Here is a 22938-nt window from a genome sequence, read left to right as displayed (position 1 = left end):
AGTGTGCTGCTATGAAAATGGTTTTCCGCTGGTTTGGAGAGGGTAACGATACCGTCACGCTTAAGCAAATTAAACAAATCCCTGGTGTTGAAGGCATCGTCTGGGCGCTGCATGATGTTCCTGCCGGGGAAGAATGGCCGATGGATAAGATTCAGAAGATCAAAGCTGAAGCTGATCGGGCTGGTCTGCATATGCAGGTTGTTGAGAGCGTCAACATTCATGAGGACATTAAATTAGGACTGCCAAGTCGCGATACCTACATCGCTAATTATAAGAAAACGATCGCCACATTAGCACAGGTAGGTGTCAAAGTCATTTGCTACAATTTTATGCCAGTGTTCGACTGGGTACGGACGGATTTACATAAGGAGCTGGAAGACGGCTCGACGGCACTCTTTTATGAAAAAAGTAAAATTGCCAATCTCGATCTGGCTGAGCATGTCGGGCGGATTAATGCTAATCCTGATTTTAGTATGCCTGGTTGGGAGCCTGAGCGGCTTGCTCATTTGACGGAGCTTTTTGACGCCTATAAGGATGTCACAGAAGAGCATCTCTGGGCAAACCTCAAGTATTTCTTGGATGAAATTATTCCCGTGGCCGCTGAGCACGGTATTCGAATGGCGATTCACCCGGACGACCCGCCTTGGTCCGTCTTTGGGCTTCCACGCTTAATGACAAGCCAAGCGAATATTCGCCGCTTCTTAGCCTTGCATGACAGCCCCTATAACGGGCTTACCATGTGTAGTGGCTCACTCGGTGCGAATCCGAGTAACGATATTGTCTCGATTGTGCATGAATTCGCGGATCGGATTCCTTTTGCACATCTGCGGAATGTTCGTGTATATGAGAATGGTGATTTCATCGAGACCTCTCATCGTACGAAAGATGGCACGGTTGATATGTCAGGCATTGTACAGGCGCTGCATGAGAACAATTACGAAGGCTTCTGCCGTCCTGATCATGGCCGACATATTTGGGATGAGCGCTGCAGACCTGGATACGGACTCTATGACCGTGCTTTAGGTATCATGTATTTATGGGGACTTTGGGATATGATGTGTCGCAAAGAAGTTACTTTACAAGAAGGAGCTGTCACAGCTAATGAGCGGTTTAACTAATTTTCCATCTCTAAAAGGGAAGGTCGTTGTGATTACAGGGGGAGCTGGCGTTCTATGCCGCGTAATGGCATTAGAATTAGCTAGACAAGGCGCACGCATTGCCATTCTGAATCGTACCCATGAGAAAGGGTTGGCCGTCGTTCACGAAATTCAAGCTGCTGGCGGCGAAGCGATTGCTGTTGCTTGCGATGTAACCGTAGCCGAAAGTGTAGAGCAGGCTGCAGCTTCTGTAACTGAACAGTTGGGCACCTGCGATATTCTAATTAATGGTGCGGGCGGTAATCATGCCAGTGCAAATACGACGAATGAGATTTTCAAAATGGAGGATATGGCGAATCCAGATGTGCAATCCTTCTATGATCTAAGCATCCCTGGGTTCCGAAACGTGCTGGATCTTAATTTCGTGGGCACATTAATTCCAACGCAAGTGTTCACTAAGCATATGCATGGCAAAACCGGTGCAACGGTTATCAATATCTCATCCATGAGCGCCCCATCGCCAATGACGAAAGTTCCTGCCTACAGCGCAGCCAAAGCAGCAATTGATAACTTTACGAAATGGTTAGCTGTTCATTTGGCAGAAAGCGGCATTCGTGTAAATGCCATTGCTCCAGGATTCTTCTTGACTGAGCAAAATGCCAAATTGTTAATGAAAGAGGATGGATCACTGACGGAACGCTCTCATAAAATCATTGCACATACCCCGATGCGTCGCTTCGGCAAGCCGGAAGATTTATTAGGTACCTTGCTGTGGCTGGCTGATTCCGACATGTCCCGCTTCGTTACAGGAACAACAATCCCTGTGGATGGCGGATTCATGGCCTATTCGGGCGTTTAGAAAAGATTGACGGAGTGAAGCACACGCCGTTTCATTGCATAACGCTCATTGTGAGCTATGCAGTGGAACGGTTTTTGTTTGTATTTCATAATCGACTTGTTTAATGGCAGAGAAGACTAAATCGATCAACTCGGCGCGAGCATGATGAATAAAGCCTAATGACGTTTGTTGTAAATTTTCGATGGATATACAAGAAGTCAACATGATTTTACTTGAGAACACATACATGGACAGCTCATAGGCGGAGACTACATGCTTGATAACATCGCTAATGTTCGTTCTTTTATACGACTCAGGTAACTCAATGGCATACATCAAATAAAGTGGCTCCTGCCCGGTTTGGATCATTTGGAACATTTCTTTATATGAAGTACTCACTTGTGAACGCCAAAGAAAACCGAATTTATAATGCGAATCTTCCTCCCACACTTGCTCAAACTGGGCTGTTAATTCAACAAACTGCTGACGGTAATAGTGGATTAAATTCATGGATGGCCCCTCGCAATTCCTTTAGAAGTTCTAACAACACTTAGATCATACCTAGAAATTGTTGTAAAACTTCTATTTAGAATTTTAGGGAAGCATGTTTTTTACTCACACTTCCTTAATGAATCCGAGGATGGAGGGGACATGTTAATCAGCGTGCTCATTTATAAATGCCGTAACCTTTACAATCCAAGCATCTTCGGCGTCTGCTACTAATGTATCCCACCCCATCGCTCTGGCAGGCACAAGGTTTCTCTCTTGATCATCTACAAACAAGACCGCAGCTTGCTCATCCGGAAAATGGGTGCGAACAAGCTCATACACCTCGTTATTCGGTTTACAGTAACCAACCTCGCTCGAAATGGTTGAACTTCTCAAAAAGGGTAGAATAGGATCCAGCAGATGAGTCAGCCATTCGATTCGATGATTACTCAGCAAGTGAATGTCAGCATATTGACTCCAAGCTTCCAGATGCTGCATCGCCGTTAATGGTTGTAACTGTTGAAATATCCAGGTACGATCGACCTTGTTTTCCAGCTCTGGGAACAATTCGTTCAGCCAGATCCAGAAGCCCTCTTCTGTCATTTTACCAACCCACAGATCCCCCTTAATTTCCTTAAAACGATGAGGCAAGGATACCAGCGACACGCCGTCAGTGCCACTAGAAAATCCACTCCAAGCTTGTGGTGAAAAATTCGTCACGAGCACACCTGCAACATCAAGGACCAATTGCGGCCTAGGCATGTCTATCTACCACCTTTTCCCATTGGAATTAGCGCTTCTGTAAAGCAACCCACATCGACTTATTGCGGAACTCTTCCTCCGAACCAAGCTCTCTTCCGAACCAGGTAGGCGGTTCAAACTGCTGCGCAGCCTGCAAATCAGGGAACTCGACTTCTACGACAAGCAGGTCAATTTGTTTATATTCATCGATTTCATAGGTAACGCCATTCGCTTCGAGGGTCGTACGAATCTTTTCCAACGGGATCAATCCCGTGCGCTCCAGCAGCTGTTTATAGATAGGCTCTGTGATACTGTACTCTACTTCTTCTCGAACCATCCCATGTCCCGACTTAAAGGTATGCGTATAATGCGATTCCCCTGAGCTGTCTACAAGCTGGCGCACGCGAATTTCTTGATCGTCGGAGAAGGCCAGATACGTTTGATAAATGTATTGCTTGGACACTTGGGTCAGCTCGTTATTCGCTAGTTCAGCCGCAGGAAATGCGGGCAATAAATACTTTCTTTCAATTTCGGCACCCATAATTCGGTTAGCCCCTCTCTATTTGTTCATTGTTCGAAATCGAACCGGTGAAATCTCGTTCCATACTCGAAACATTTTACCAAAATGAAACTCATCTGCAAATCCACAAGCATCCGCGATCGCCTTCATAGGCTCATCGGTCAATAAAAGCATCGTCTTCGCCTGCTCATTCCGAACCTTATTTAAATACGCCTTGGGAGAGATACCCACGTGCTTCATAAACATTTTACGTAACTGTGAGACAGAGATATGGTAGGTTTTCGCCAACTCTTCCAGCCGAATCGGCTGATGGTAGCAGGTTTCGAGCCATAGCTTCGCTTGTTGAAAGGCTCTCATGTAGGGGTCACTCGACGTATCCGTATCCTTCATAAATTGGATCAACCGTGTTAGCACATACTGAAATTCCGCCTGCCGTTCATGAGGATCCGTCCCTTTCATCGACCATAAGCGTGTTAGCTGTGCTTCCAGCCAGTCTGACTGCTCCACCGTGTACGGTTTGTAGAAGGGAATCGGCAGCTTATCTACAGGAACCGGCTTCAGCCAATTGAGATTTTCATAAGGAATATTCCATGCATCAAAAAGGAGCATCCTAATACATAACGGCTTGTCTGTAGAAGAGGTCATTGTCAATGTAAAACCAGGCTTTAAATACAACAAATTCCCGGCGTGTACGTGCAGCGGTACTTCGTCTGTCTCATGCCGAAATTCGCCTTCACCACTCATAATCCAATACAGCGAGTGTACATCTGTCGTATTGCGGATATCTTTCCAACCTGGGACTGGAGGCTTCTCGTACGAAAGTCGATGATGATAAATACGATGGTTATTCAATGGAGTTGATCACCTCCCTTGTAGCGATTTTGACAAATAGAGATAAGGTTTATCCATTCAAATGAACTCTTCTTCTATGATACGCTTTACGAAACATACATGAAAGGGGTTTTAACGAACGTGATACGTACTTTTCAGCAGCATAACTTGCGACCTAACCGACTTTTGGATGGATTATGGGATTTCATTACGGATCCTGACAATAAAGGTGTTTCCGAGGGGTGGGCCTCACATTTCCCAGCGAGCTCCAGAAAGTTCGTCGTCCCCTCCTGTTGGAATAATGAATTAGGCACTTACGATTATATTGGTGCAGCCTGGTACCGCACTTATTTTGATAATTTACAAGAAGCGAATATTCGACTAGTCTTTGAAGGCATTCTTCATCATGCGGATGTGTACGTGGATGGTCAGCATATTGGTTACCACTTTGGCGGGTTTACACAGTTCTCTATGATTCTCCCCCACCTAGCAGCAGGCAAGCATGAGCTTGTAATTCGCGTTGATAATACGGTGGATTGGCAAACACTACCGACTGACATTGCCGATTGGCACTCCTACGGGGGCATTATTCGTTCTGTTGAGCTTCAAGAGTTGCCAGATGTCTACATTGATTCGATGAAAATCGATTATCAATTGAAGAACGACACGGCTGATGTTCAGCTGCAGATTCAAGTAAGTTCATTAAGTCAGGAAGATTGTCAGATTGAGGTTAGTGCTAGTACGGAAGGACTCTCCCTCTCCGCTAGTCATGTCGCGGTCGCTGCGGGTCAATCTACTAAGCTCACGCTAAATGGCAGCCTAGCGAATATTCAAAGATGGGATGTCGGACAACCTGCACTGTATACCTTCACAGTTAAGGCCGGTGAAGATGATCTCATCGATCGGACTGGCTTCCGTACGGTTGAAGTTCAGGGCAGCGATATCCTGCTGAATGGCAAAAAGCTCTACCTCCAAGGTGTGAATCGTCATGAAGAGCACCCGGAGTGGGGATTTGCGTTTCCGCCTAAGCTCATGCTGAAGGATTTGGACATCCTGAACGACATGGGATGTAACATAGTGCGTGGTTCCCATTATCCGCAAAGCCAGTTCTGGATTGATCTGCTCGACGAGCACGGAATGCTGCTCTGGAGCGAGATTCCGATGTGGGGTTGCTTTATGAGTATGGAAACGCTGGCAAGCCCTATCTTCAGAGAGCGTGGCGTCCATATGCTGGATGAAATGATCAGCCGCGACTACCACCATCCTTCCATCATTTTCTGGGGGGCGCACAATGAAATCGATACACGTACCCAGGAAGCGCTGGAGCTCACGAAAGCTTTCGTAGGCAAAATCCGCAGCATGGACTCCAGCAGACTCGTCACTTACGCGACTATGCAACCGGAGGAAGATATCGTACTCTCCTACTTTGATGTTATCGGGATTAACAAATACTACGGCTGGTATGAAGGCAGCGTGGATGGATTTAGTACTATGCTGCAGAACTACTTCATGAATGCGGAGAAGCATGGCGCTGCTGGCAAGCCTGTGATCATGAGCGAGTTCGGCGCAGCGGGGATTTTTGGCGATGCTGGCTGGGAGCCGCGCCTGTTCAGTGAAGACTATCAATCTGATGTCGTCACGCGTGCTTTGAAAATCTTCCGCGACGACCCTCGCATCGTCGGGACGCTAATCTGGCACTTCGCAGACATTCGCGTCGATGTGCGAAGCGACCGCCCTTACTTCCGCGATCGCGCGCGGAGCTTCAACAACAAAGGCTTGCTCAGCGAATATCGCAAGCCGAAATTGGCTTATCGCTTAGTGAAGGAGATTTATCGCTCTGAACGGTAATGGAAAGGGAGCTAAGAGGCGTGTTTACTCTTAGCTCCTTATTTTTTTGTCGATCCCCTTTATACAATGTGGCTTCAGCGGGGGGAATAGCTTAAAGAACAATAACTCAGGTCTGGGTGTAGACGAAAATGGTCAAAGATGCAAATATACACTTATTTTCGATGAAAACAGCTGAACGTGGATGAATAAGTGCAAAAAGGCAACCTTTTGGACCGAATGATACCAATATGAGGAGTGCCGGCAGAAATAGTTGCACTTTCGCACGCATTTCAAATAGAGAGATGAATTCGAAGGAAAAAAGATGCACTTTTGCATTTTTCACTACCGTATTCACCATACGGACTTCCTCCAAGTCCATTAAATTACAAAAAGAGGGTCCCCAGCCACATAATGACCTTTGGGAAACCCTCTTTTTTTAACTAACATTTATTTATGTAAAATATCTTCCTTCAACGTAGATACCTTCGCCAACACTTGATTGATCTCTTCTGCCCCCACCTGAAAATGAGCAAGTGCATCATGAAGATGCGTGGCAATCGCATTAAAATGCTCCTCCTGCAGATTCATTCCTGCATGCGCTTTGGCCATGGATGCCCCTGTATACTGATTCGGCCCCCCTAACGCGAAACTAAAAAATTTCGCCTGATGCTTGCGCTGCTTCTCCATATCTGTGTTGCGAAAGTAGTGATTGACCGTCTCATCCGCCAAAACCAACTCATAGAAGTAGTCCACCACTGCTGTGATCGCCCCTTCTCCTCCAAGCTTATTGTACAGGGTTGTTTCGCTCGCCATGTATATCCTCCTTTAGAATTTAAAGCTATCTGGTTATACTATCCAAGCTGTTGGGAAATTATCTATGGTTTCTGACTCCGCCCTTGTCCCTCACACCGTTAATCTATCATGCATTCTATATACTGTTACTGATGCTAACTAGAAACGAGGTGATTGGAATGGCTTGTATTAAAATTAAAGCTGTTCGTCAACCTGACTTAGTTTTGATCCGTTGGTCTAGAAACCCTCTTATTGCAGGCTCCCCGAGAAGGATTACTGCTGTACGTGTAATTGGTAGTTCACAACCTTGCCGGGCTACCTTGGTAACCAATGGTTTGCTTAGTACGGCATTGAGTTGTCTATTGGACGATTTCAAAATCGTATATCAGAAAAGAACGACAAGCGTAAACGGATATTTGTTGCTGCAACGTTTTCGCATTCAATCATAGGTAATGGAGGAGCAGCTGAGGCTGCTCTTTTTAATTGGCTTACATAGTTCTATGTATATAAACAACGTAATTGGAGCCTTCTTTTACTAGCAAAAGTTCAGACTGACTCTCACCTTGTATCGTAAATATTTTCGTACCCACTGGTAGTTTCGTTGACATCTCATCTTCAAAATCAGAACCTGTGGTGTATTTCTTCTTGATTTCGCCGAATTCTTGATTGATTTTCAAATTCATCTGAACATACTGTTGCTGATTCTCAGCACGAATATAGAAACGGGATCCGTAAACACATAGGAAGTCAGCATCTTTGTTTTCTTTCAAAATAGCTGCAGATGTTTGAGTCCTTTCCATCTGGCTAAGCTGTTTGGCGCCTTCGACTTTGGGATCGGCGATACATCCAACTAAATATATGAGCAGTAATAAGCTTAGAAATAACTTTGTGATTCGCAACATGCTATCCTCTCCATTATTAAACCGCCTCGAAGGTCAGTTTCCGTTTTTACAATATGAATATCCTATAAAAAAACCGACTTTGTATTTAATAATTACAGTATCATGTAAAGTTTTTTTAGTTAAACGTGTTTTTGATCACGCTATAATTACGTTGGAAAGGAGATCTTTTCAACAAAATGTAAACGCTTAACTAATTCGCTGATTACTGATTATGGAGAAGGGGGAATGCCAAATATGAGACAAAAATTCGTTAGATTCGCCATAATCTTACTCGCAACGGCTTTAGTTATACCATCAAGCTTGCTTACTACGGTTACGAAAGCTGCGACTACGGAGACTACGACCATTTATCATGAAGACTTTGCAATCGGTAAAGGAAAAGCAAATCAATCAGGAAGTGCTACGCTAACTCCGGTCACAGGCAAGGTTTTTGAAGGCAATACGGACGGAGCAGCGCTATACGTGAGCAACCGTTCACACGATTATGATGCCGCAGACTTCAATTACAGTGACATCGGTTTGGAAAATGGTAAAACCTATACGGTAACTGCAACTGTCTATGTTGACGCCAATGAAACTGTGCCAAGCGGCGCACAAGCTTATCTTCAAACGATCGGCAGTTATGGCTTCTTGGCAGGTGCCAATTTTGTTGTTGGAAGCGCTATCACCCTGACGAAAGAGTTTACCGTTGATACGAGTAAAGATAACCGTCTACGTGTTCAATCCAGCGCTAGCGGGGCATCTGTGCCGTTCTATATTGGAGATATTCTAATCACGGCTAAAAAAGCAACAGACACCGTAAGTCAAGTTTTTCACGAAGACTTTACAACCGGTAAAGGAAAAGCAAATAAATCAGGAGGTGCTACCCTAACTCCGGTCACCGGCAAGGTTTTTGGAGGCAATACTGACGGAGCAGCGCTATATGTAAGCACCCGTTCAAACGATTATGACGCCGTGGATTTCAATTACAGCGACATCGGTTTGGTAAATGGTAAAACCTATACGGTGACTGCAACCGTCTATGTTGACGCCAATGTAACTGTGCCAAGCGGCGCACAATCTTATCTTCAAACGATAGGCAGCTATGGCTTCTTGGCAGGTGCAAACTTTGTAGCTGGAAGTGCTATCACGCTGACAAAAGAGTTTACCGTAGATACGAGCAAAGATAACCGACTACGTGTTCAATCGAGCGCTAGCGGGGCATCTGTGCCGTTCTATATTGGCGATATCCTGATCACCGAAAAAGCAGCTCCAGTCGTTGTCGTTGAGACACCTAGACTCCCAGCTGTGGATTTGTCTACCATTACTTTTGAAGATCAAACGAAAGGCGGATTTGCTGGTAGAAAAGGTACGGAAACACTGACTGTCACCAATGAAGCCAACCATACTGATGGCGGTACAAGCGCGTTGAAGGTAGAGGGCCGATCAGAAACTTGGCATGGACCAACGTTGCGTGTGGAGAAATATGTTGATAAGGGCTACGAATATAAAATCACGGCTTGGGTTAAGCTCATCTCCCCTGGAAGCTCGCAACTCCAGCTGTCCACACAGGTTGGTAATACAAGCGCAAGTTATAATACCATTGACAAAAAAACAATTAGCACTGAAGATGGCTGGGTTAAATTCGAAGGAACTTACCGTTATAACACGGTACCTGATGAGTTTTTGAGCATCTATATTGAAAGCGCTAGCAGCAAAGATGCTTCTTTCTATATCGATGATATCAGCTTTGTAGAGAGTTCGGCACCAATCGCCGTGCAAACCAATTTAACTCCGATTAAAGATGCCTATCAGAACGATTTCTTGATTGGCAACGCAGTATCGTCCGCAGATCTGGATGGCGTCAGACTTCAGCTTCTCAAGCTGCACAACAATGTTGTTACAGCAGAAAATGCCATGAAACCTGATCAAACGTATAATGCAAATAAAGAATTTGACTTTGCTATAGAAGATGCACTTGTTACTAAAATTCAGGCTGCGGGACTCAAGTTGCATGGGCACGTGCTCGTATGGCATCAACAAACACCTACGTGGTTGACGACGACAACTGATTCACTCCCATTAGGACGAGTTGAGGCTCTTGCCAACTTGAAGAACCATATTAAAACGGTCATGGAGCATTACGGTAACAAGGTGATCTCGTGGGATGTCGTCAACGAGGCGATGAATGATAACCCGTCTAATCCGACGAATTGGCATGGAGCACTGCGCCAATCCCCATGGAAAGCTGCCATTGGAGATGACTATGTAGAGCAGGCATTCTTGGCGGCAAGAGAAGTGCTGGACGCCCATCCTACATGGGATATCAAACTTTATTACAATGATTATAACGAAGATAATCAGAACAAAGCTCAGGCTATTTACAGCATGGTCAAAGAAATAAATAATAGCTATGCACTGACACACCCTGGCAAACTTCTCATCGACGGCGTCGGCATGCAAGCGCACTATAATCTAAACACGAATCCGGACAATGTTAAGCTGTCCCTGGAGAAATTTATTTCTTTAGGCGTACAAGTGAGCATATCCGAGCTAGATATTACGGCAGGTAGCAACTCTCGTCTGTCCGAAAAAGAAGCAATTGCTCAGGGCTCTTTATACGCGCAAATACTCCAGATTTTTAAGGCTCACGCATCTAGTATCGAACGTGTTACCTTCTGGGGACTGAACGATGCTACAAGCTGGAGAGCCAGTCAGAATCCGCAATTGTTTAATAGCGATCTGCAAGCCAAACCCGCGTACTATGGCGTAATTAACCCAGCTGCATTCTTAGCCGCACATCCACCTGAGCCAGTGGCAGAAGCTAATCAGTCAACCGCCAAATTTGCTACGCCTACCATCGACGGGATAGCTGATGATGTTGCTTGGAGCCAGACCCCTGAAATGCCGATTAACCGGTATCAGCTAGCTTGGCAAGGGGCAAGCGGAGTAGCTAAAGCACTTTGGGATGATCAAAATCTGTATGTTCTGATCCAGGTTAGCAACGCTGAGCTTGATAAAAGCAGCCAAAATGCCTATGAACAAGACTCCGTCGAAATCTTCTTGGACGAAAACAATGCAAAGACATCGTCTTATGAAGCAGATGACGGACAATACAGAATCAACTTTGACAACGAACAATCATTCAATCCAGCAAGTAAAGCAACTGGTTTTGAATCCAAAACCCATATTTCTGGCACCAACTACACGGTTGAAGTGAAGATTCCGTTGAAAACAATAACGCCAGCTGACGCTACGAAGCTTGGCTTCGACGTTCAAATCAATGATGCTAAAAGCGGTGCTCGTCAAAGTGTTGCCGCATGGAACGATACGACAGGCACTGGCTTTCAGGACACATCTGTTTACGGCGTGCTTAACCTAACCAGCAAAAACACCAGCACTGATCCGGGCACCGGCACTGATCCGGGTACCGGCACTGATCCGGGCACCGGCACTGATCCGGGCACGGGCACTGATCCGGGCACGGGCACTGATCCGGGCACTGGCACTGATCCGGGTACCGGCACTGATCCGGGTACCGGCACTGATCCGGGCACGGGCACTGATCCAGGCACCGGCACTGATCCGGGCACCGGCACTGACACTGGTAGCGGTAGTGGTACAATCAAACCTGAATTGAAAACGGATAATGGACGCACGGTAGCTACGATTTCAGGCGACACATTGAAAAAGGCGCTTGAACAAGCCGCTCCTGCAGCAAACGACAAGAAACAAATCGTCATCGAAGTGCCGAAGCAAGCGAATGCAACTTCATATGAAGTGCAATTGCCTACACAAAGCCTGAAAGGTCAAGAAACCTTCGAGCTTTCATTGAAAACAGCAGACGCAACGATCCAAATTCCAAGCAACATGCTGTCCAGCGTGACAGAAAATGCGGAGCAAGTGTCCCTGCGTGTAGCTAAGGTTTCAACGGACAACATGGATGCAGCTACCCGTGAACAAATCGGAAACCGCCCAGTTATCGAACTGACCGTATCAGCAGGCGACAAAGTCATTGCATGGAACAACCCAAATGCACCTGTAACAGTAGCCATTCCTTACACACCAACAACGGAAGAGCTTAGCGATACAGATCATATCGTCATTTGGTACATCGATGGTCAAGGCAAGGCGACAGTGGTTCCGAATGGTCGCTATGACGCGGCAAGTGGAACGGTTGTCTTCCAAACGACCCATTTCAGCACCTATGCGGTAGCCTCTGTATTCAAGACCTTTGGGGACCTGCAGAACGTTCCTTGGGCTAAACAAGCAATTGACATAATGGCATCTCGTGCTGTCATCAATGGTACGGCTGAGAAAAGCTTCTCGCCTGAAGCTTCCATCCAGAGAGCGGACTTCATCTCGCTTCTTGTGAGAGCACTTGAATTGCATAGATCAGGCACAAATGAAGCGATGTTCAGCGATGTCCCAAAAACCGCTTACTATTATGATGAGCTAGTTATCGCGAAGGCATTGGGCATCACTACTGGTTTTGAAGACAATACGTTTAAGCCGAACAGCAATATCTCCCGTCAAGATATGATGGTGCTGACGACACGCGCGATGGCGGCAGCTGGCAAGCAAGTCCAAGCCGGCGGATCTTTAGATGCTTATCCTGACGCGGCGAGTATATCTAACTACGCGAAAGACAGCGCTGCAGCTCTAGTGAAATCTGGGATTGTGAATGGCAAGAACGATAAGCTTGCTCCGAATGATCAGCTCACACGTGCTGAAGCAGCAGTCATTCTGTACCGTATTTGGAATCAGTAATCATAGTCTATTTATTCGGTTAACTTCATGATCTATCATAACCTAGGTTCGGTTCTGTCAAGGCGATCTCCCTTGTCGGAACTGAACTTAGGTCTTCTCTTTTTAAGGATCCAAACAAAAAAAGGGACCTGGCCAACGGGGCCAGATCCAAAGTTTATATTAAAAAAGGGGGTCTTGTTTATTATAATACCCTTTCTATGTTAGAGAACTGTAACGGGAATGTTCCAATTGTGTTACAAATGTTTGATACGTGCAACAATCGCCACGTTCTTTGTCACTTCAACAGTTTTCGAAGACCAACCTGCGGCTCATCCACCGGAAAATATTCAAGTCCCATATGCCCTGTAAAACCAGCATCATCAATGGCTTGGAAGATCTGTTCATAGTTCAACTCACCATTGTCGAGCTCATGTCTACCAGGATTGCCTGCCGCATGGAAATGGCCGATCAACGCTAGATTCTCACGAATGTTGGCGATCACATTTCCTTCAGTGATTTGTTGATGGTAGATATCGAACAAGACCTTCACATAAGGGCTTCCTACATGCTTTATGATATGAAAAGCTTCTTCCGACGAAGCCAAGAAGTACCCTTGATGATTAACACGCGTATTTAGCGGCTCAATCAGCAGTGTTACTCCCTCTTTTTCTAAAAGTGGAACACACGCCCGAAGCCCATCAATCAACGATTGCGTCTGAGCCTCTCTCGACACGCCTTCAAGCTCTTGTCCTACTTGCGAAATCAGTTGGGTGCAATTCAGGCGCTTCGCAACGGCGATTGATTCCGAAAGTCCTTCGATATAGGTACTACGCAGAGATGGATCAACTAAACTTACGAATTTCGTGCAAAATGTCGCAATCGAAACTCCCGCTTCAGCCACAGCATCCGCAACGGCGTCCACATCCTTTTGCCACCAGGACCAGAACTCAATCGTATCGTAACCGATCTCCTTCAGTTCCTTCACACTTTCCCTAAAATCACGCCCTTTATAGAGCGCATCCAAACAAACGGAGAGCTTCATCCCAATCCCTCTTTCCATTCTGATCTTTCCTCATTGTATGGTAAAATGAAGCAAATGCCTATGAAAAAATGATATGCTAGGAGTCCCTATATGATACGAACGCTTGCCGTCACTACCGATTTTGATGTAATCCATGATCTCCCTCTTGAAGAATTATCAGCCCCAACGATTCGTTGGTACTGGGTTGATTTCTATAATCCGGATGAAAAAGAAGCCTCAAAGCTGAAGGATCATTTTCACTTTCATCCCCTCGCCATCGAGGACTGCTTTCATTTCATGCAACGACCGAAAATCGATCATTATCAAAATGTTCATTTCTTTGTCATGCATGCCATTAATGCGAAGACGCTGGATGCGGAAGAAGTCGATATGTTCCTTGGGAGCAACTATATTGTTACGTTCCACTTGCATGAATCCAGAGAAATCGAAGATGCTTGGACCCGGGTGTCCCAGCAAGAAAGTCTGAGAAATCAGGGCCAGATCTATGCTGCGTATTTAGTTCTCGATAATCTCGTCGATCAATATTTCCCAAGTGTCTATCAAATTGAAGACGCACTCGATGATATCGAAAACAATATGAATGCCGAGGCTATTGATGCTTTGATGAATCAGGTTTTTGAAATTCGTTCCCAGCTGTTGAAATTACGCCGTACCATCGTCCCTATGCGTGACCTTCTGTATAGGATTATCAGTACGGATCGGATTGAGCAGGTGCGCGAGCATCTCGTCTTTTTCACGGATATTCATGATCATCTACTTAAGCTTTCTGAAATGATTGACTCGAATCGCGAAATTACCGCTGACATTCGTGACAGTTATATCTCACTTAACTCGAACCGGATGAATACGATTATGAAAACGTTGACGGTGATTACGACGATTTTCATGCCATTGACGTTTATCGCTGGACTCTACGGGATGAACTTCACCTATATGCCCGAGCTTGAATGGCAATGGGGATACTTTGCTGTGCTTGTGATCATGATCGGCATTGGCTTAGGCATGTTTGCCTGGTTCCAGAAGAAAGGTTGGTTTAAATAAACCGTGCAGCGAATACAAAATGAGCCCTCCATCCTAAGGAGGACTTAAATAACCGTTAAGGCTTATAATTTGTTTCAATAAAGCTAATGATCGGTGCAGGATTCTCAAGACTATGCGGATGATGCCCTACGCCCTCTTTGACGATAACCTCAATCGGGTACTCCATGTCCGTACTCTGGAGAAATTCAGCAAGTACATTGCCATTTTCCTCATAGGGAACAACGACATCCACATCGCCCGCGACCAACATGACTGGAATCCGAGCCTCTGCAACTATCCGCATATTCTCCTTGTACAAGGCTGCAAAATACGATCCCGATGCTTCCTCCGAAACCCCATACACACTCAGACACTGCGCCCATAACTCAGTAGAACCGATGCCAACGCCTTTGCCTCCAGGCCATGAATTCAGATCAATCACAGGTGCGTCCAAATAGAGAAGCGCCACCTGCTCTGAATAAACGGCTGCATAATTGAGCGCATAAACGCCGCCGCGACTAAGCCCAATAAGGACTGGAAGGGCTGTAAGCCCCTCCTCTTTCCCCAACTCCTGCTGGAACGCATTCAACATGCGGAGCGCCTCCGGAGCACCGTACTTGTGGCTTACACGATGATAGACGATGTGCCAGCCCCGCTTCAACAGCTCCAAATCCACGTATGCAAAAGCATCAAAAAACTCCATTCGCCACGCCCAGGGCCTGCCTTCAGCTTCGACGAGAGGCTTTACTAGAATGACATCTCTGCCCTCGAACTGATAATCGTGGCGCTCAAATCCGTTGTAATCTGACACTTTTCTGACTACCTTCTCCTGCATCGGTTCCATGTTGAAATCACTCCAATCTACTTACGTTAGTTCTTATAATCATAATTGTAAACGATGACATTATCGTGTAAAGATGAAGTTTAGTTAGAGGAGTTTACTCCACAAGCTTGATTGTAATTAACTGGAAAAATGCCAGTTAATTTCCCCCATTGCTGCAATAAATCAAAATTAACTGGAAATTCTACAGCTAAATTCCTAGATATGCTCACCTCTGGCGGATATTCATGAAATTAGCTGTAAGAAATACAGTTAATCCCTCTCAAGCTCAGATTTTCAAGAAAATAACTACCTTTTTTCCATCTATTTTTCCTAACAGTCGTATCCTCCGCAGCAGATCCGCGCGGTTCCCGCGCTAGCGCAACAAAAAGTCCATCGCTTCCAAATCGTCTGGACGACTGCAGCGACTTTTGCTCACTTCCTATGCCCCTAATATTGCATGAGTTTGGCAATGATTAAAATATGTGCTTCTGAAGGATGAAAACGCTTTATATGGAGGTTCGGTATTGTGATGAGATGAAGAATTCCCGTATAGTTAAAGGCAAAGGATAAGGCGATATGAGCGACAACTTGGATGTAGAGCATATGAAAAGGGGAAATGCGTGATATGAAGGAGCAACAGGAGTTAGAGCGTGAGCAAATAACGGAAGAACAACCGATTAGCTATGCCATCGATGATTATACGAATCATTTCCTGGCTGCCTATCCTGTGCATAGTGAATTTCGGACGATTCCGCTCGACCAGCAGCTGCTTCACTCTCATAATGGATACGAAATCTATCTCGTCCTGCAAGGCACTGGCACCTATCTCGTTGGCGATTGCTTGTATCCGCTGCATGCAGGAAGCTTAACGATCATTCATCCCAATGTCATTCATCGGCCGTACCATGGACAGAGCGCAGAATTCCATCGCTATGTCTTATCCATAGACGAGTCTTATTTGGATCAACTTCACGCCATTTGCCAGCTGTCGGATTTATCCATTCCAAGAGAGCTCTCCGAGCATCATCCGGATTCCAGCCATTATTTCCTGAGCACTCAGCAGTTAGACCGTATCCAGACGATATTCGCTGAACTGACACAGGCACTAGTTGAGCAAAAGATGGGCTATGAGCTGGCTGTGCTGAGAAGCATTGCGGACTTTTTCCTTATCGTATTTGGTTTGCAGGGTGAGAATGCTGTGAAACATACAGATGACCAGCACCTTGTTGGTAATGTGCTTTCTTACTTGATTGGGCATCATCATGAGCCTTTACAGATTGAAGATCTTGTAGCTCGGTTTCCTGTTTCTCGCTCACAGCTCTTTACGTTGTTCAAAGAAACCACCGGTACGACCATTAAGCAATTCCTCATCGAGTACCGCCTCAATAAAGCAAAACGATTGCTCATGGAGTCGGATTTAGCGGTCACGGATGTGTCATCCGCAGTCGGTTTTGGCGATATGTCGCATTTCTTCCACGTGTTCAAAAAGGAAATCGGCTTGACGCCGAAGCAGTATCGACTTGAGGCTTTTAAAAGAAAAAACAAAAAGGACCGAGAAAGGTAGCAGTCACTACCTCACTTGGTCCTTTTCATTCGTTACCCTAGGTCCGGAGCATCTACCAGCATAATCTCTGGACTGTCCGTACCGTGCAATTCAAATACGATAATCTCATTAATGCCTTTGCGCAGTAAAGGGCCAGGGAGATACAGTGTCTTTTGCGGTCCACGCTCCCAGTATCGACCCAAATTGAAACCATTTACCCAAACAACGCCTTTCTTCCAGCCGTCGAGCTGAATGAATGTGTCCGCTATTTCGTCGATCTCGATAGAACCTTTGTAAAACGCAGGTCCTTCATTAGCAACATCTTTAAAAGGTAAGTATTGTAAGTCTGACAACTGATCAAGTGGCAAAGGGGAAATCGTCCAATCGAACAAAAATTGACCGTTCAACCGTACACCCTCCGTTATTCCTTTAGAATCCTTCAGCTTGGAACCGTAGTTAATGCGACCCATATTCTCGACGAGAATATCCAGCTTGACGTTACCGGCTGGAATATCCAGCTCCAGTGACTGGGGAGCCCATCGTTCCACGGTGCCGAGATACGAGCCATTTAAGAAAACAATGGCACGGTCGTGCACATCTTGCAGATGTAGTTTCATGTTTAGGCGAGGACCCGAGACCGTTGTCGAGTACAGAATGAATCCATAATCCTGTCCCATCTGCTCCATCGTCAGCGGATATACGCTTGAAATTGAAGTTGAAAGTTGCGACAACTGTTGGAATAAATCAGCTTTCTGTGTCATGTTGACAACGCCATACTGCTTTTTCGCAATTGGCTCCGGTAAGACACATTCTCCTATATCCATATGTTGTGCTAATATCCGTCTAACGGCATGGAATTTCGGAGTTAGATCGCCGCACTCACTAATAGGAGCGTCGTAGTCATAGCTTGTCGTCGTTGGCTCGTAGACATCCCCGTAATTAGCTCCATTGTAGAACCCAAAGTTAGTGCCTCCATGGAACATGTAAAAGTTCACCGATGCATCTAAGCTAAGCATTCGATCCAACACATCCGCCACATCCTCTGCATTCCGAGTATGATGCGGCTTCATCCAATGATCGAACCAGCCATTCCAATATTCCATACACATGAGCGGTTCTGTCGGTCGGTATTCTCTAAACTTGGCGAACATTTCTTCCGGCTTTGAACCGAAATTAACCGTCGCTAGCACACCCGGCAACGTGCCGCCTTGCAGCATATAGTCGGTGGGGCCATCGGAAGTGAACAATGGAACGTTGACACCGTGGTGTAAAAGCCTTTGCCGTAAATGTTCTAAATAAACCTTATCATTGCCATAGCTGCCGTACTCATTTTCAATTTGTATAGCGATAATGGGTCCGCCATTCGTACTAAGCAGCGGCGTCAACTTCGGAATAAGCACATCGTAGTAAGCATCCACTTTTTGGAGGAATGCTGGATCAGCGCAGCGAAGCCGGATGTTGTCGTAACGAAGAAGCCATGCAGGCAGACCTCCAAACTCCCACTCCGCACATATATAAGGACTCGGCCGAACGATAACATATAATCCGAGCTCCTGTGCTGTTACTATAAAGCGTTCTAGGTCGGCCATCCCTTCAAAGTGGAATTCGCCCTCCTTCGGTTCATGCATATTCCATGCTACGTAAGTTTCCACTGTGTTGAAACCGCAGGCCTTCAGCTTCTGCAACCGATCCCGCCAATATTCAGGCACAACCCGAAAATAATGAATCGCACCAGCAACAATGCGGAATGGACGGCCGTCCATCTTAAATTGCTTGTCCCCTATTTCCAGCTTTGTCATCGTATACGCCCCATTTATTATTTTTTGGTCTATTCACCATTCATCCTTGCTCAGTAAACGTTTTGGCAAAATCATTAATATTAATCGATTTTCCTTTGTTCAATCTCGACTCTTCGGCGGCAAAAGCCATCAAATGACTGCGTACAGAAGCGGAAGCAGATGCGAGACCTTCTCCGCCATCGTAATTGCGAACATCGCGCAGGAAGCTCTGTACAATCCCCGTATCGCCGCCGCCATGACCGCTGTTTGGTACATGAACCTTAATCTCATTCACTTCTTGGGTTACAAAATCGTACATCGTAATTTTGTCATCATGTCCGTTTATTTGACCCTTCGTTCCCATGATTTGAATGATCCGCTCCTGCTTCATCGTAAATCCACTCATGCTAAAAGTCGCTGTAGCACCATTCTCAAATTCCATATTAACAACTTGATGATCAACGACATTGTTATCACACCTATATACACAACGTCCGTAAGGTGAAGTTTTAAGTCCTTCGACGATGGCTTCCTTCGATAAATCTGGCGCAAAATGTCTCGCCCAGTTTTTTCCATCTCCCAAATAAAATCTTGTGGCTGAATACGGGCATGTTGATTCTACCGCACATCCCTCGATACAACGATCAGTTGATCCAACAGGCGCATTTCCTGAATGAAAATGCATCAAGGAACCGAAAGAGCTTACGCGGACACAGGGCTGGTCCATAAGCCATGAAAGAACGTCCATATCATGACACGATTTGGACAGAATCATCGGGCTGGACGTGTCGGAGTTGTTCCAATTGCCACGTACGAAGCTGTGAGCGATATGCCAATAAGCGACGTTCTCATTCAACTGGATGGAAACGACTTCGCCAATGCGACCTTCATCAATTAATCGTTTGATTGTCGACCAAAAGGTCGTATAGCGCAGCACATGGCAAATCGTTAGCAGGCGCTCGTTCGCCTTGGCTGCCGCTTCCATCGCTAAACATTCTTTTGGGTCAGGAGACATAGGCTTTTCCAACAGAACATGATACCCCTGATTTAGCGCGTTAATGGTCGGTTCAAAATGCATTTTATCTTGTGTACAGATGACCATAATATCTGCAAGCTTCGGCTTAGCGTACAATTCGTTCCATGACAAGAAGCGATAATCATCTGGAATTTGATGCTCTGCAGCAAATTGTTCTCTTCTATAATCGTCCGGTTCGACGACAGCAACAAATTTCAGTTCATGCGGATAATCCAACGCATATGGCGCATAGCTTCGTGCACCGCGAGCTCCTGCTCCGATTAAAACAGCTGTTAATGTTTGCATGTCAGGTTCCCCCATTTAAGTCCCAAGAGGCCGTCCGCATAATCATCCTGCGATGATGCTAGGAACAGCCTCTTAGCTTACATTATTTCCATTCGCCTTGGATCTTGCCTGCTTGAATAGCCTTATTTACTTCCGTGATCATTTCTTTACCGCCCTTTGCCATGTACTCTGTGACCATTTTATCCCAGTCAGTGAGAGGTCTTTGGCCGAAAATCATCTTGGTCGTTTCGTCTGTAATGTATTTTGCCAGTGCTGCGTTTTTCTCCATGAGAATTGGAGAGATGATACGGCTCGTTGGGTTAATATAGAACTTCATTGTATGCAGCATGTCAGCCATCGATTGTTGGAACTTGCCATATTGCGGTACCTTGGCGATTTTGGCAAATGTGAACAAGTCCTCGTCGTCCTTCACCCAGCCACCGTTCGTGATATAAGCGCTTGGAGCAACATTAGAGCGGTTCTCCGTGATCGGTTGCGCAATGTTATTGACCATTTTGTATCCTTTACCTTCGCCGCCGGACAACCAATCGAAATCTTTATTTTGAGGATTTTTCTGATTATCCGGTATGGATTTATGGAAGTAGTCAATCATTTCGAGTATGCGTTTCACTTTCTCTGGCTCGTTTTTCAGTTTTGCGGAAATCATGTACATCCGATAATAGCCTGCGCCCAGTGTGAGTCCTTGTGATCCGTCCGGTGCCTTGAAAGGAGGAATCGGGACGACTTCTGCTTTGGGATCATTTTGTAAGATCGTTTCCAACATAACACCGTTAGCGCTGCTGGTTCCTGGTTGCTCGTACCATATGCCGACTTTACCAGCGTTAAACGCTTTGAAAACATCCTTATACGCCGTGACAGCCCAGTCTTTGTTGAGAGCATCCTGTTTTTGCAGATCCGCCAAAAACTCGATTTTTTCTTTATTCCCTTTTGCTATAATCCCGGGAATGTACTGACCGCTATCATCTTTATGATACCAAGTGGAATTAGAGTAATAAGAGCCGAAAGATGGGTCATAGTAGATTTCTTTTGCAAGTCCAAGTCCAATGGTATCCGCTTTGCTGTTACCGTCAGGATCGTTCTTCGTGAAAGCGATAGCCACCTGTTTGAGTTCCTCATAATTCGTTGGCATCTTCAGACCGAGCTTGTCAAGCCAGTCTTTACGGATGATCGGCTTCTTGCCGCCTTTTGGTGAGAAGTAGGTCGGAATGCCATACACCTTACCATTTACTTTGAATGCATCCCAGATAAAGCTTGGAACGGTTTTGGTAGATTCATATTGCTGCAAGAACTCGTCCAGTGGCAGGAACGCACCTTGTTGCGCCCACTTCAAGTAGTTGGCGTCAACTACTTCCATACCAATAACGTCAGGAAGATCGCCGGAGGCCATCTTAACCGCAAGCTTTTCATCATAGGTGTCGAAAGGTACGTATTGTGACTTAAAGTCTATGTTGAATTTCTCATTTATTTGTTTAACGGCTTCGCTGTCTGGCCCAGGAACCGGCTCTTCCCATGTACCGTCAAACCAATTGATGGTGAGCTTTTTAGCCTTGTCTGCTGCCGCCGTAGCCCCTGCACTCGGGCTTTCTTTTGGGCTTTCCTCCGATTTGGTTGAACAGCCTGTTATACCGCCGACTAACGTAACCGAAAGCAGTATGCAAACGAGATTTTTTTTCAATGTCGAACCCTCCCTATTTGTTAACCTATAAATCTAACTTAGCATGTAAAGATAAGCCGTTTCTCACCCCTTGACCGAACCCAACATCACCCCTTTCGCAAAATGCTTTTGCAGAAACGGATAGATCAGTAAGATCGGGATCGTCGCGATTAAAATTGCAGCCATGCCGATTGTCTCAGGTGGCGGCGCGTTTTGCGCCAAAGCCGCTTGTTGGCCATCCGAAAGGGAATCGAGCTTTTGGCTTAGGATCACAATTTGCCTCAGAATGACTTGTACGGTCCATTTACTTGGATCACTGATATAGATAAGCGCGGTGAAATACATGTTCCAATTGGTTACAGCATAGAACAAACCGAAAGCCGCCAAGGCAGGCTTAGAAAGCGGCAGAACAATTCGCGAAAAAATATGCAGATCATTGGCTCCATCTATGACGGCAGCCTCAGTCAGCTCTTGCGGGATGCCTACAAAAAACTGACGTAATACGATCAGATTGAAGGAATTTATCGCACCAGGAATGATTAGCGCCCAGTAACTATCGAGCAGGTGTGTCGCTTTGACCACCATATAAGTGGGGATAATCCCTGCTCCGAATACGAACGTAAACAGCACAAGGAACATATAAAATCGTTGCCCCAGAATACCACGTGTAAGTGCATAAGCCATCATGGAGGTGAGCAGCAAACTGAACAATGTACCTACTATAGTAATATAAGCGGTAACGCCTAGCGAGCGCATAAACACTTTCGAGTTAAAAATATATTGATAGGCATCAGATACAAATTGCGTTGGAAAAAGCACGAATTCCTTCGTTACATATTCCGCGTATGAAGTTAATGAAATCATTAGCATATAGTAAAACGGAAACAGCATAACAATTCCAACCATGGTGAGTATCGTGATATTTAAAGCATTTCCCGTTTTTTCAGATAACGATCTGAGCTTGGCCAATTCTACACCTCCTGCAAGCTATA

19 protein-coding genes are annotated in these 22938 nt (G+C 45.6%); 7 read left to right on the top strand and 12 right to left on the bottom strand.

Annotation, left to right across the window (positions count from 1 at the left end; translation table 11 throughout):
* The first annotated feature begins 11 nt into the window (after positions 1-11).
* Together uxuA and AC58QG_RS28890 are read left to right on the top strand one after the other, a co-directional pair.
* Positions 12-1118, top strand: coding sequence for a mannonate dehydratase (gene uxuA / locus AC58QG_RS28895; protein WP_497365522.1), 1107 nt, complete (start codon positions 12-14; stop codon positions 1116-1118).
* The gene (locus tag AC58QG_RS28890) at positions 1102-1956 is read left to right on the top strand and encodes an SDR family oxidoreductase (protein WP_497365521.1); all 855 of its coding nucleotides are present in this window, start codon (positions 1102-1104) and stop codon (positions 1954-1956) included. Before uxuA ends, AC58QG_RS28890 begins: the two co-directional genes overlap by 17 nt.
* 45 nt (positions 1957-2001) lie before the next feature.
* Here AC58QG_RS28890 and AC58QG_RS28885 read toward each other — a convergent pair whose 3' ends face one another.
* The 4 genes from AC58QG_RS28885 to AC58QG_RS28870 all read right to left on the bottom strand — a co-directional run bounded on the left by AC58QG_RS28885 (position 2002) and on the right by AC58QG_RS28870 (position 4537).
* The gene (locus AC58QG_RS28885) at positions 2002-2445 is read right to left on the bottom strand and encodes a hypothetical protein (protein ID WP_497365520.1); all 444 of its coding nucleotides are present in this window, start codon (positions 2443-2445) and stop codon (positions 2002-2004) included.
* A 144-nt stretch (positions 2446-2589) separates the two neighbouring features.
* Positions 2590-3186 (bottom strand): HAD family hydrolase, encoded by a 597-nt coding sequence (locus AC58QG_RS28880; RefSeq protein WP_497365519.1) that lies wholly within the window; start codon positions 3184-3186, stop codon positions 2590-2592.
* A 28-nt stretch (positions 3187-3214) separates the two neighbouring features.
* Positions 3215-3706, bottom strand: a complete 492-nt coding sequence (locus AC58QG_RS28875) for a CYTH domain-containing protein (protein ID WP_497365518.1) — start codon at positions 3704-3706, stop codon at positions 3215-3217.
* Between the two features lie 18 nt (positions 3707-3724).
* Positions 3725-4537: a helix-turn-helix transcriptional regulator gene (locus AC58QG_RS28870; RefSeq protein WP_497365517.1), complete on the bottom strand. Its 813-nt coding sequence runs from the start codon at positions 4535-4537 to the stop codon at positions 3725-3727.
* 120 nt (positions 4538-4657) lie between these two features.
* Between AC58QG_RS28870 and AC58QG_RS28865 the strand changes: the two genes are divergently transcribed.
* Entirely contained in the window at positions 4658-6364 is a 1707-nt protein-coding gene (locus AC58QG_RS28865) for a glycoside hydrolase family 2 protein (protein ID WP_497365516.1), read from the top strand.
* 426 nt (positions 6365-6790) lie between these two features.
* On the opposite strand, the gene AC58QG_RS28860 is transcribed toward AC58QG_RS28865, so the two are convergent.
* Positions 6791-7156: a group I truncated hemoglobin gene (locus AC58QG_RS28860; RefSeq protein WP_497365515.1), complete on the bottom strand. Its 366-nt coding sequence runs from the start codon at positions 7154-7156 to the stop codon at positions 6791-6793.
* 158 nt (positions 7157-7314) lie between these two features.
* Between AC58QG_RS28860 and AC58QG_RS28855 the strand changes: the two genes are divergently transcribed.
* Positions 7315-7584, top strand: a complete 270-nt coding sequence (locus AC58QG_RS28855; protein WP_497365514.1) for a hypothetical protein — start codon at positions 7315-7317, stop codon at positions 7582-7584.
* Positions 7585-7623: 39 nt separating this feature from the next.
* Here the strand turns inward: AC58QG_RS28855 and AC58QG_RS28850 are convergent, their stop codons facing one another.
* Positions 7624-8037 carry a hypothetical protein gene (locus tag AC58QG_RS28850; protein WP_497365513.1) on the bottom strand — a complete coding sequence of 138 codons (414 nt, stop codon included), beginning with the start codon at positions 8035-8037 and terminating at the stop codon, positions 7624-7626.
* Positions 8038-8271: 234 nt separating this feature from the next.
* On the opposite strand from AC58QG_RS28850, the gene AC58QG_RS28845 reads away from it, so the two are divergent.
* Positions 8272-12786, top strand: a complete 4515-nt coding sequence (locus tag AC58QG_RS28845; protein ID WP_497365512.1) for an endo-1,4-beta-xylanase — start codon at positions 8272-8274, stop codon at positions 12784-12786.
* Between the two features lie 274 nt (positions 12787-13060).
* Here AC58QG_RS28845 and AC58QG_RS28840 read toward each other — a convergent pair whose 3' ends face one another.
* Entirely contained in the window at positions 13061-13825 is a 765-nt protein-coding gene (locus tag AC58QG_RS28840; protein WP_497365511.1) for a hydroxypyruvate isomerase family protein, read from the bottom strand.
* Between the two features lie 72 nt (positions 13826-13897).
* On the opposite strand from AC58QG_RS28840, the gene corA reads away from it, so the two are divergent.
* Positions 13898-14848 (top strand): magnesium/cobalt transporter CorA, encoded by a 951-nt coding sequence (gene corA, locus AC58QG_RS28835; protein ID WP_497365510.1) that lies wholly within the window; start codon positions 13898-13900, stop codon positions 14846-14848.
* 55 nt (positions 14849-14903) lie between these two features.
* Here corA and AC58QG_RS28830 read toward each other — a convergent pair whose 3' ends face one another.
* Positions 14904-15671, bottom strand: a complete 768-nt coding sequence (locus tag AC58QG_RS28830; RefSeq protein WP_497365509.1) for an alpha/beta fold hydrolase — start codon at positions 15669-15671, stop codon at positions 14904-14906.
* Positions 15672-16275: 604 nt separating this feature from the next.
* On the opposite strand from AC58QG_RS28830, the gene AC58QG_RS28825 reads away from it, so the two are divergent.
* Positions 16276-17214, top strand: a complete 939-nt coding sequence (locus AC58QG_RS28825; RefSeq protein ID WP_497365508.1) for a helix-turn-helix domain-containing protein — start codon at positions 16276-16278, stop codon at positions 17212-17214.
* 32 nt (positions 17215-17246) lie between these two features.
* Here AC58QG_RS28825 and AC58QG_RS28820 read toward each other — a convergent pair whose 3' ends face one another.
* The 4 genes from AC58QG_RS28820 to AC58QG_RS28805 form a co-directional block, all read right to left on the bottom strand.
* The gene (locus tag AC58QG_RS28820; protein ID WP_497365507.1) at positions 17247-18992 is read right to left on the bottom strand and encodes a glycoside hydrolase family 35 protein; all 1746 of its coding nucleotides are present in this window, start codon (positions 18990-18992) and stop codon (positions 17247-17249) included.
* Between the two features lie 40 nt (positions 18993-19032).
* A complete protein-coding gene (locus AC58QG_RS28815; RefSeq protein ID WP_497365506.1) occupies positions 19033-20292 on the bottom strand; it encodes a Gfo/Idh/MocA family protein in 1260 nt (419 codons plus the stop codon).
* Between the two features lie 82 nt (positions 20293-20374).
* Positions 20375-21967 carry an extracellular solute-binding protein gene (locus AC58QG_RS28810; protein WP_497365505.1) on the bottom strand — a complete coding sequence of 531 codons (1593 nt, stop codon included), beginning with the start codon at positions 21965-21967 and terminating at the stop codon, positions 20375-20377.
* Between the two features lie 63 nt (positions 21968-22030).
* A complete protein-coding gene (locus AC58QG_RS28805) occupies positions 22031-22915 on the bottom strand; it encodes a carbohydrate ABC transporter permease (protein WP_497365504.1) in 885 nt (294 codons plus the stop codon).
* Positions 22916-22938 lie beyond the last annotated feature (23 nt).

This window comes from Paenibacillus sp. J22P169, from assembly GCF_059691995.1.
The sequence above is the reverse complement of the archived record's forward strand: the minus strand, read 5'-3'. Positions and strand labels throughout refer to the sequence as shown.

Excerpts from the sequence above, each read along its gene's own strand:
- AC58QG_RS28875 (WP_497365518.1), bottom strand. The coding sequence starts at position 3,706 with ATGGGTGCCGAAATTGAAAGAAAGTATTTATTGCCCGCATTTCCTGCG.
- AC58QG_RS28885 (WP_497365520.1), bottom strand. The coding sequence starts at position 2,445 with ATGAATTTAATCCACTATTACCGTCAGCAGTTTGTTGAATTAACAGCC.
- AC58QG_RS28880 (WP_497365519.1), bottom strand. The coding sequence starts at position 3,186 with ATGCCTAGGCCGCAATTGGTCCTTGATGTTGCAGGTGTGCTCGTGACG.
- AC58QG_RS28850 (WP_497365513.1), bottom strand. The coding sequence starts at position 8,037 with ATGTTGCGAATCACAAAGTTATTTCTAAGCTTATTACTGCTCATATAT.
- AC58QG_RS28815 (WP_497365506.1), bottom strand. The coding sequence starts at position 20,292 with ATGCAAACATTAACAGCTGTTTTAATCGGAGCAGGAGCTCGCGGTGCA.
- AC58QG_RS28840 (WP_497365511.1), bottom strand. The coding sequence starts at position 13,825 with ATGGAAAGAGGGATTGGGATGAAGCTCTCCGTTTGTTTGGATGCGCTC.
- uxuA (WP_497365522.1), top strand. The coding sequence starts at position 12 with ATGAAAATGGTTTTCCGCTGGTTTGGAGAGGGTAACGATACCGTCACG.
- AC58QG_RS28855 (WP_497365514.1), top strand. The coding sequence starts at position 7,315 with ATGGCTTGTATTAAAATTAAAGCTGTTCGTCAACCTGACTTAGTTTTG.
- AC58QG_RS28890 (WP_497365521.1), top strand. The coding sequence starts at position 1,102 with ATGAGCGGTTTAACTAATTTTCCATCTCTAAAAGGGAAGGTCGTTGTG.
- AC58QG_RS28825 (WP_497365508.1), top strand. The coding sequence starts at position 16,276 with ATGAAGGAGCAACAGGAGTTAGAGCGTGAGCAAATAACGGAAGAACAA.
- AC58QG_RS28830 (WP_497365509.1), bottom strand. The coding sequence starts at position 15,671 with ATGGAACCGATGCAGGAGAAGGTAGTCAGAAAAGTGTCAGATTACAAC.
- AC58QG_RS28845 (WP_497365512.1), top strand. The coding sequence starts at position 8,272 with ATGAGACAAAAATTCGTTAGATTCGCCATAATCTTACTCGCAACGGCT.
- corA (WP_497365510.1), top strand. The coding sequence starts at position 13,898 with ATGATACGAACGCTTGCCGTCACTACCGATTTTGATGTAATCCATGAT.
- AC58QG_RS28860 (WP_497365515.1), bottom strand. The coding sequence starts at position 7,156 with ATGGCGAGCGAAACAACCCTGTACAATAAGCTTGGAGGAGAAGGGGCG.
- AC58QG_RS28820 (WP_497365507.1), bottom strand. The coding sequence starts at position 18,992 with ATGACAAAGCTGGAAATAGGGGACAAGCAATTTAAGATGGACGGCCGT.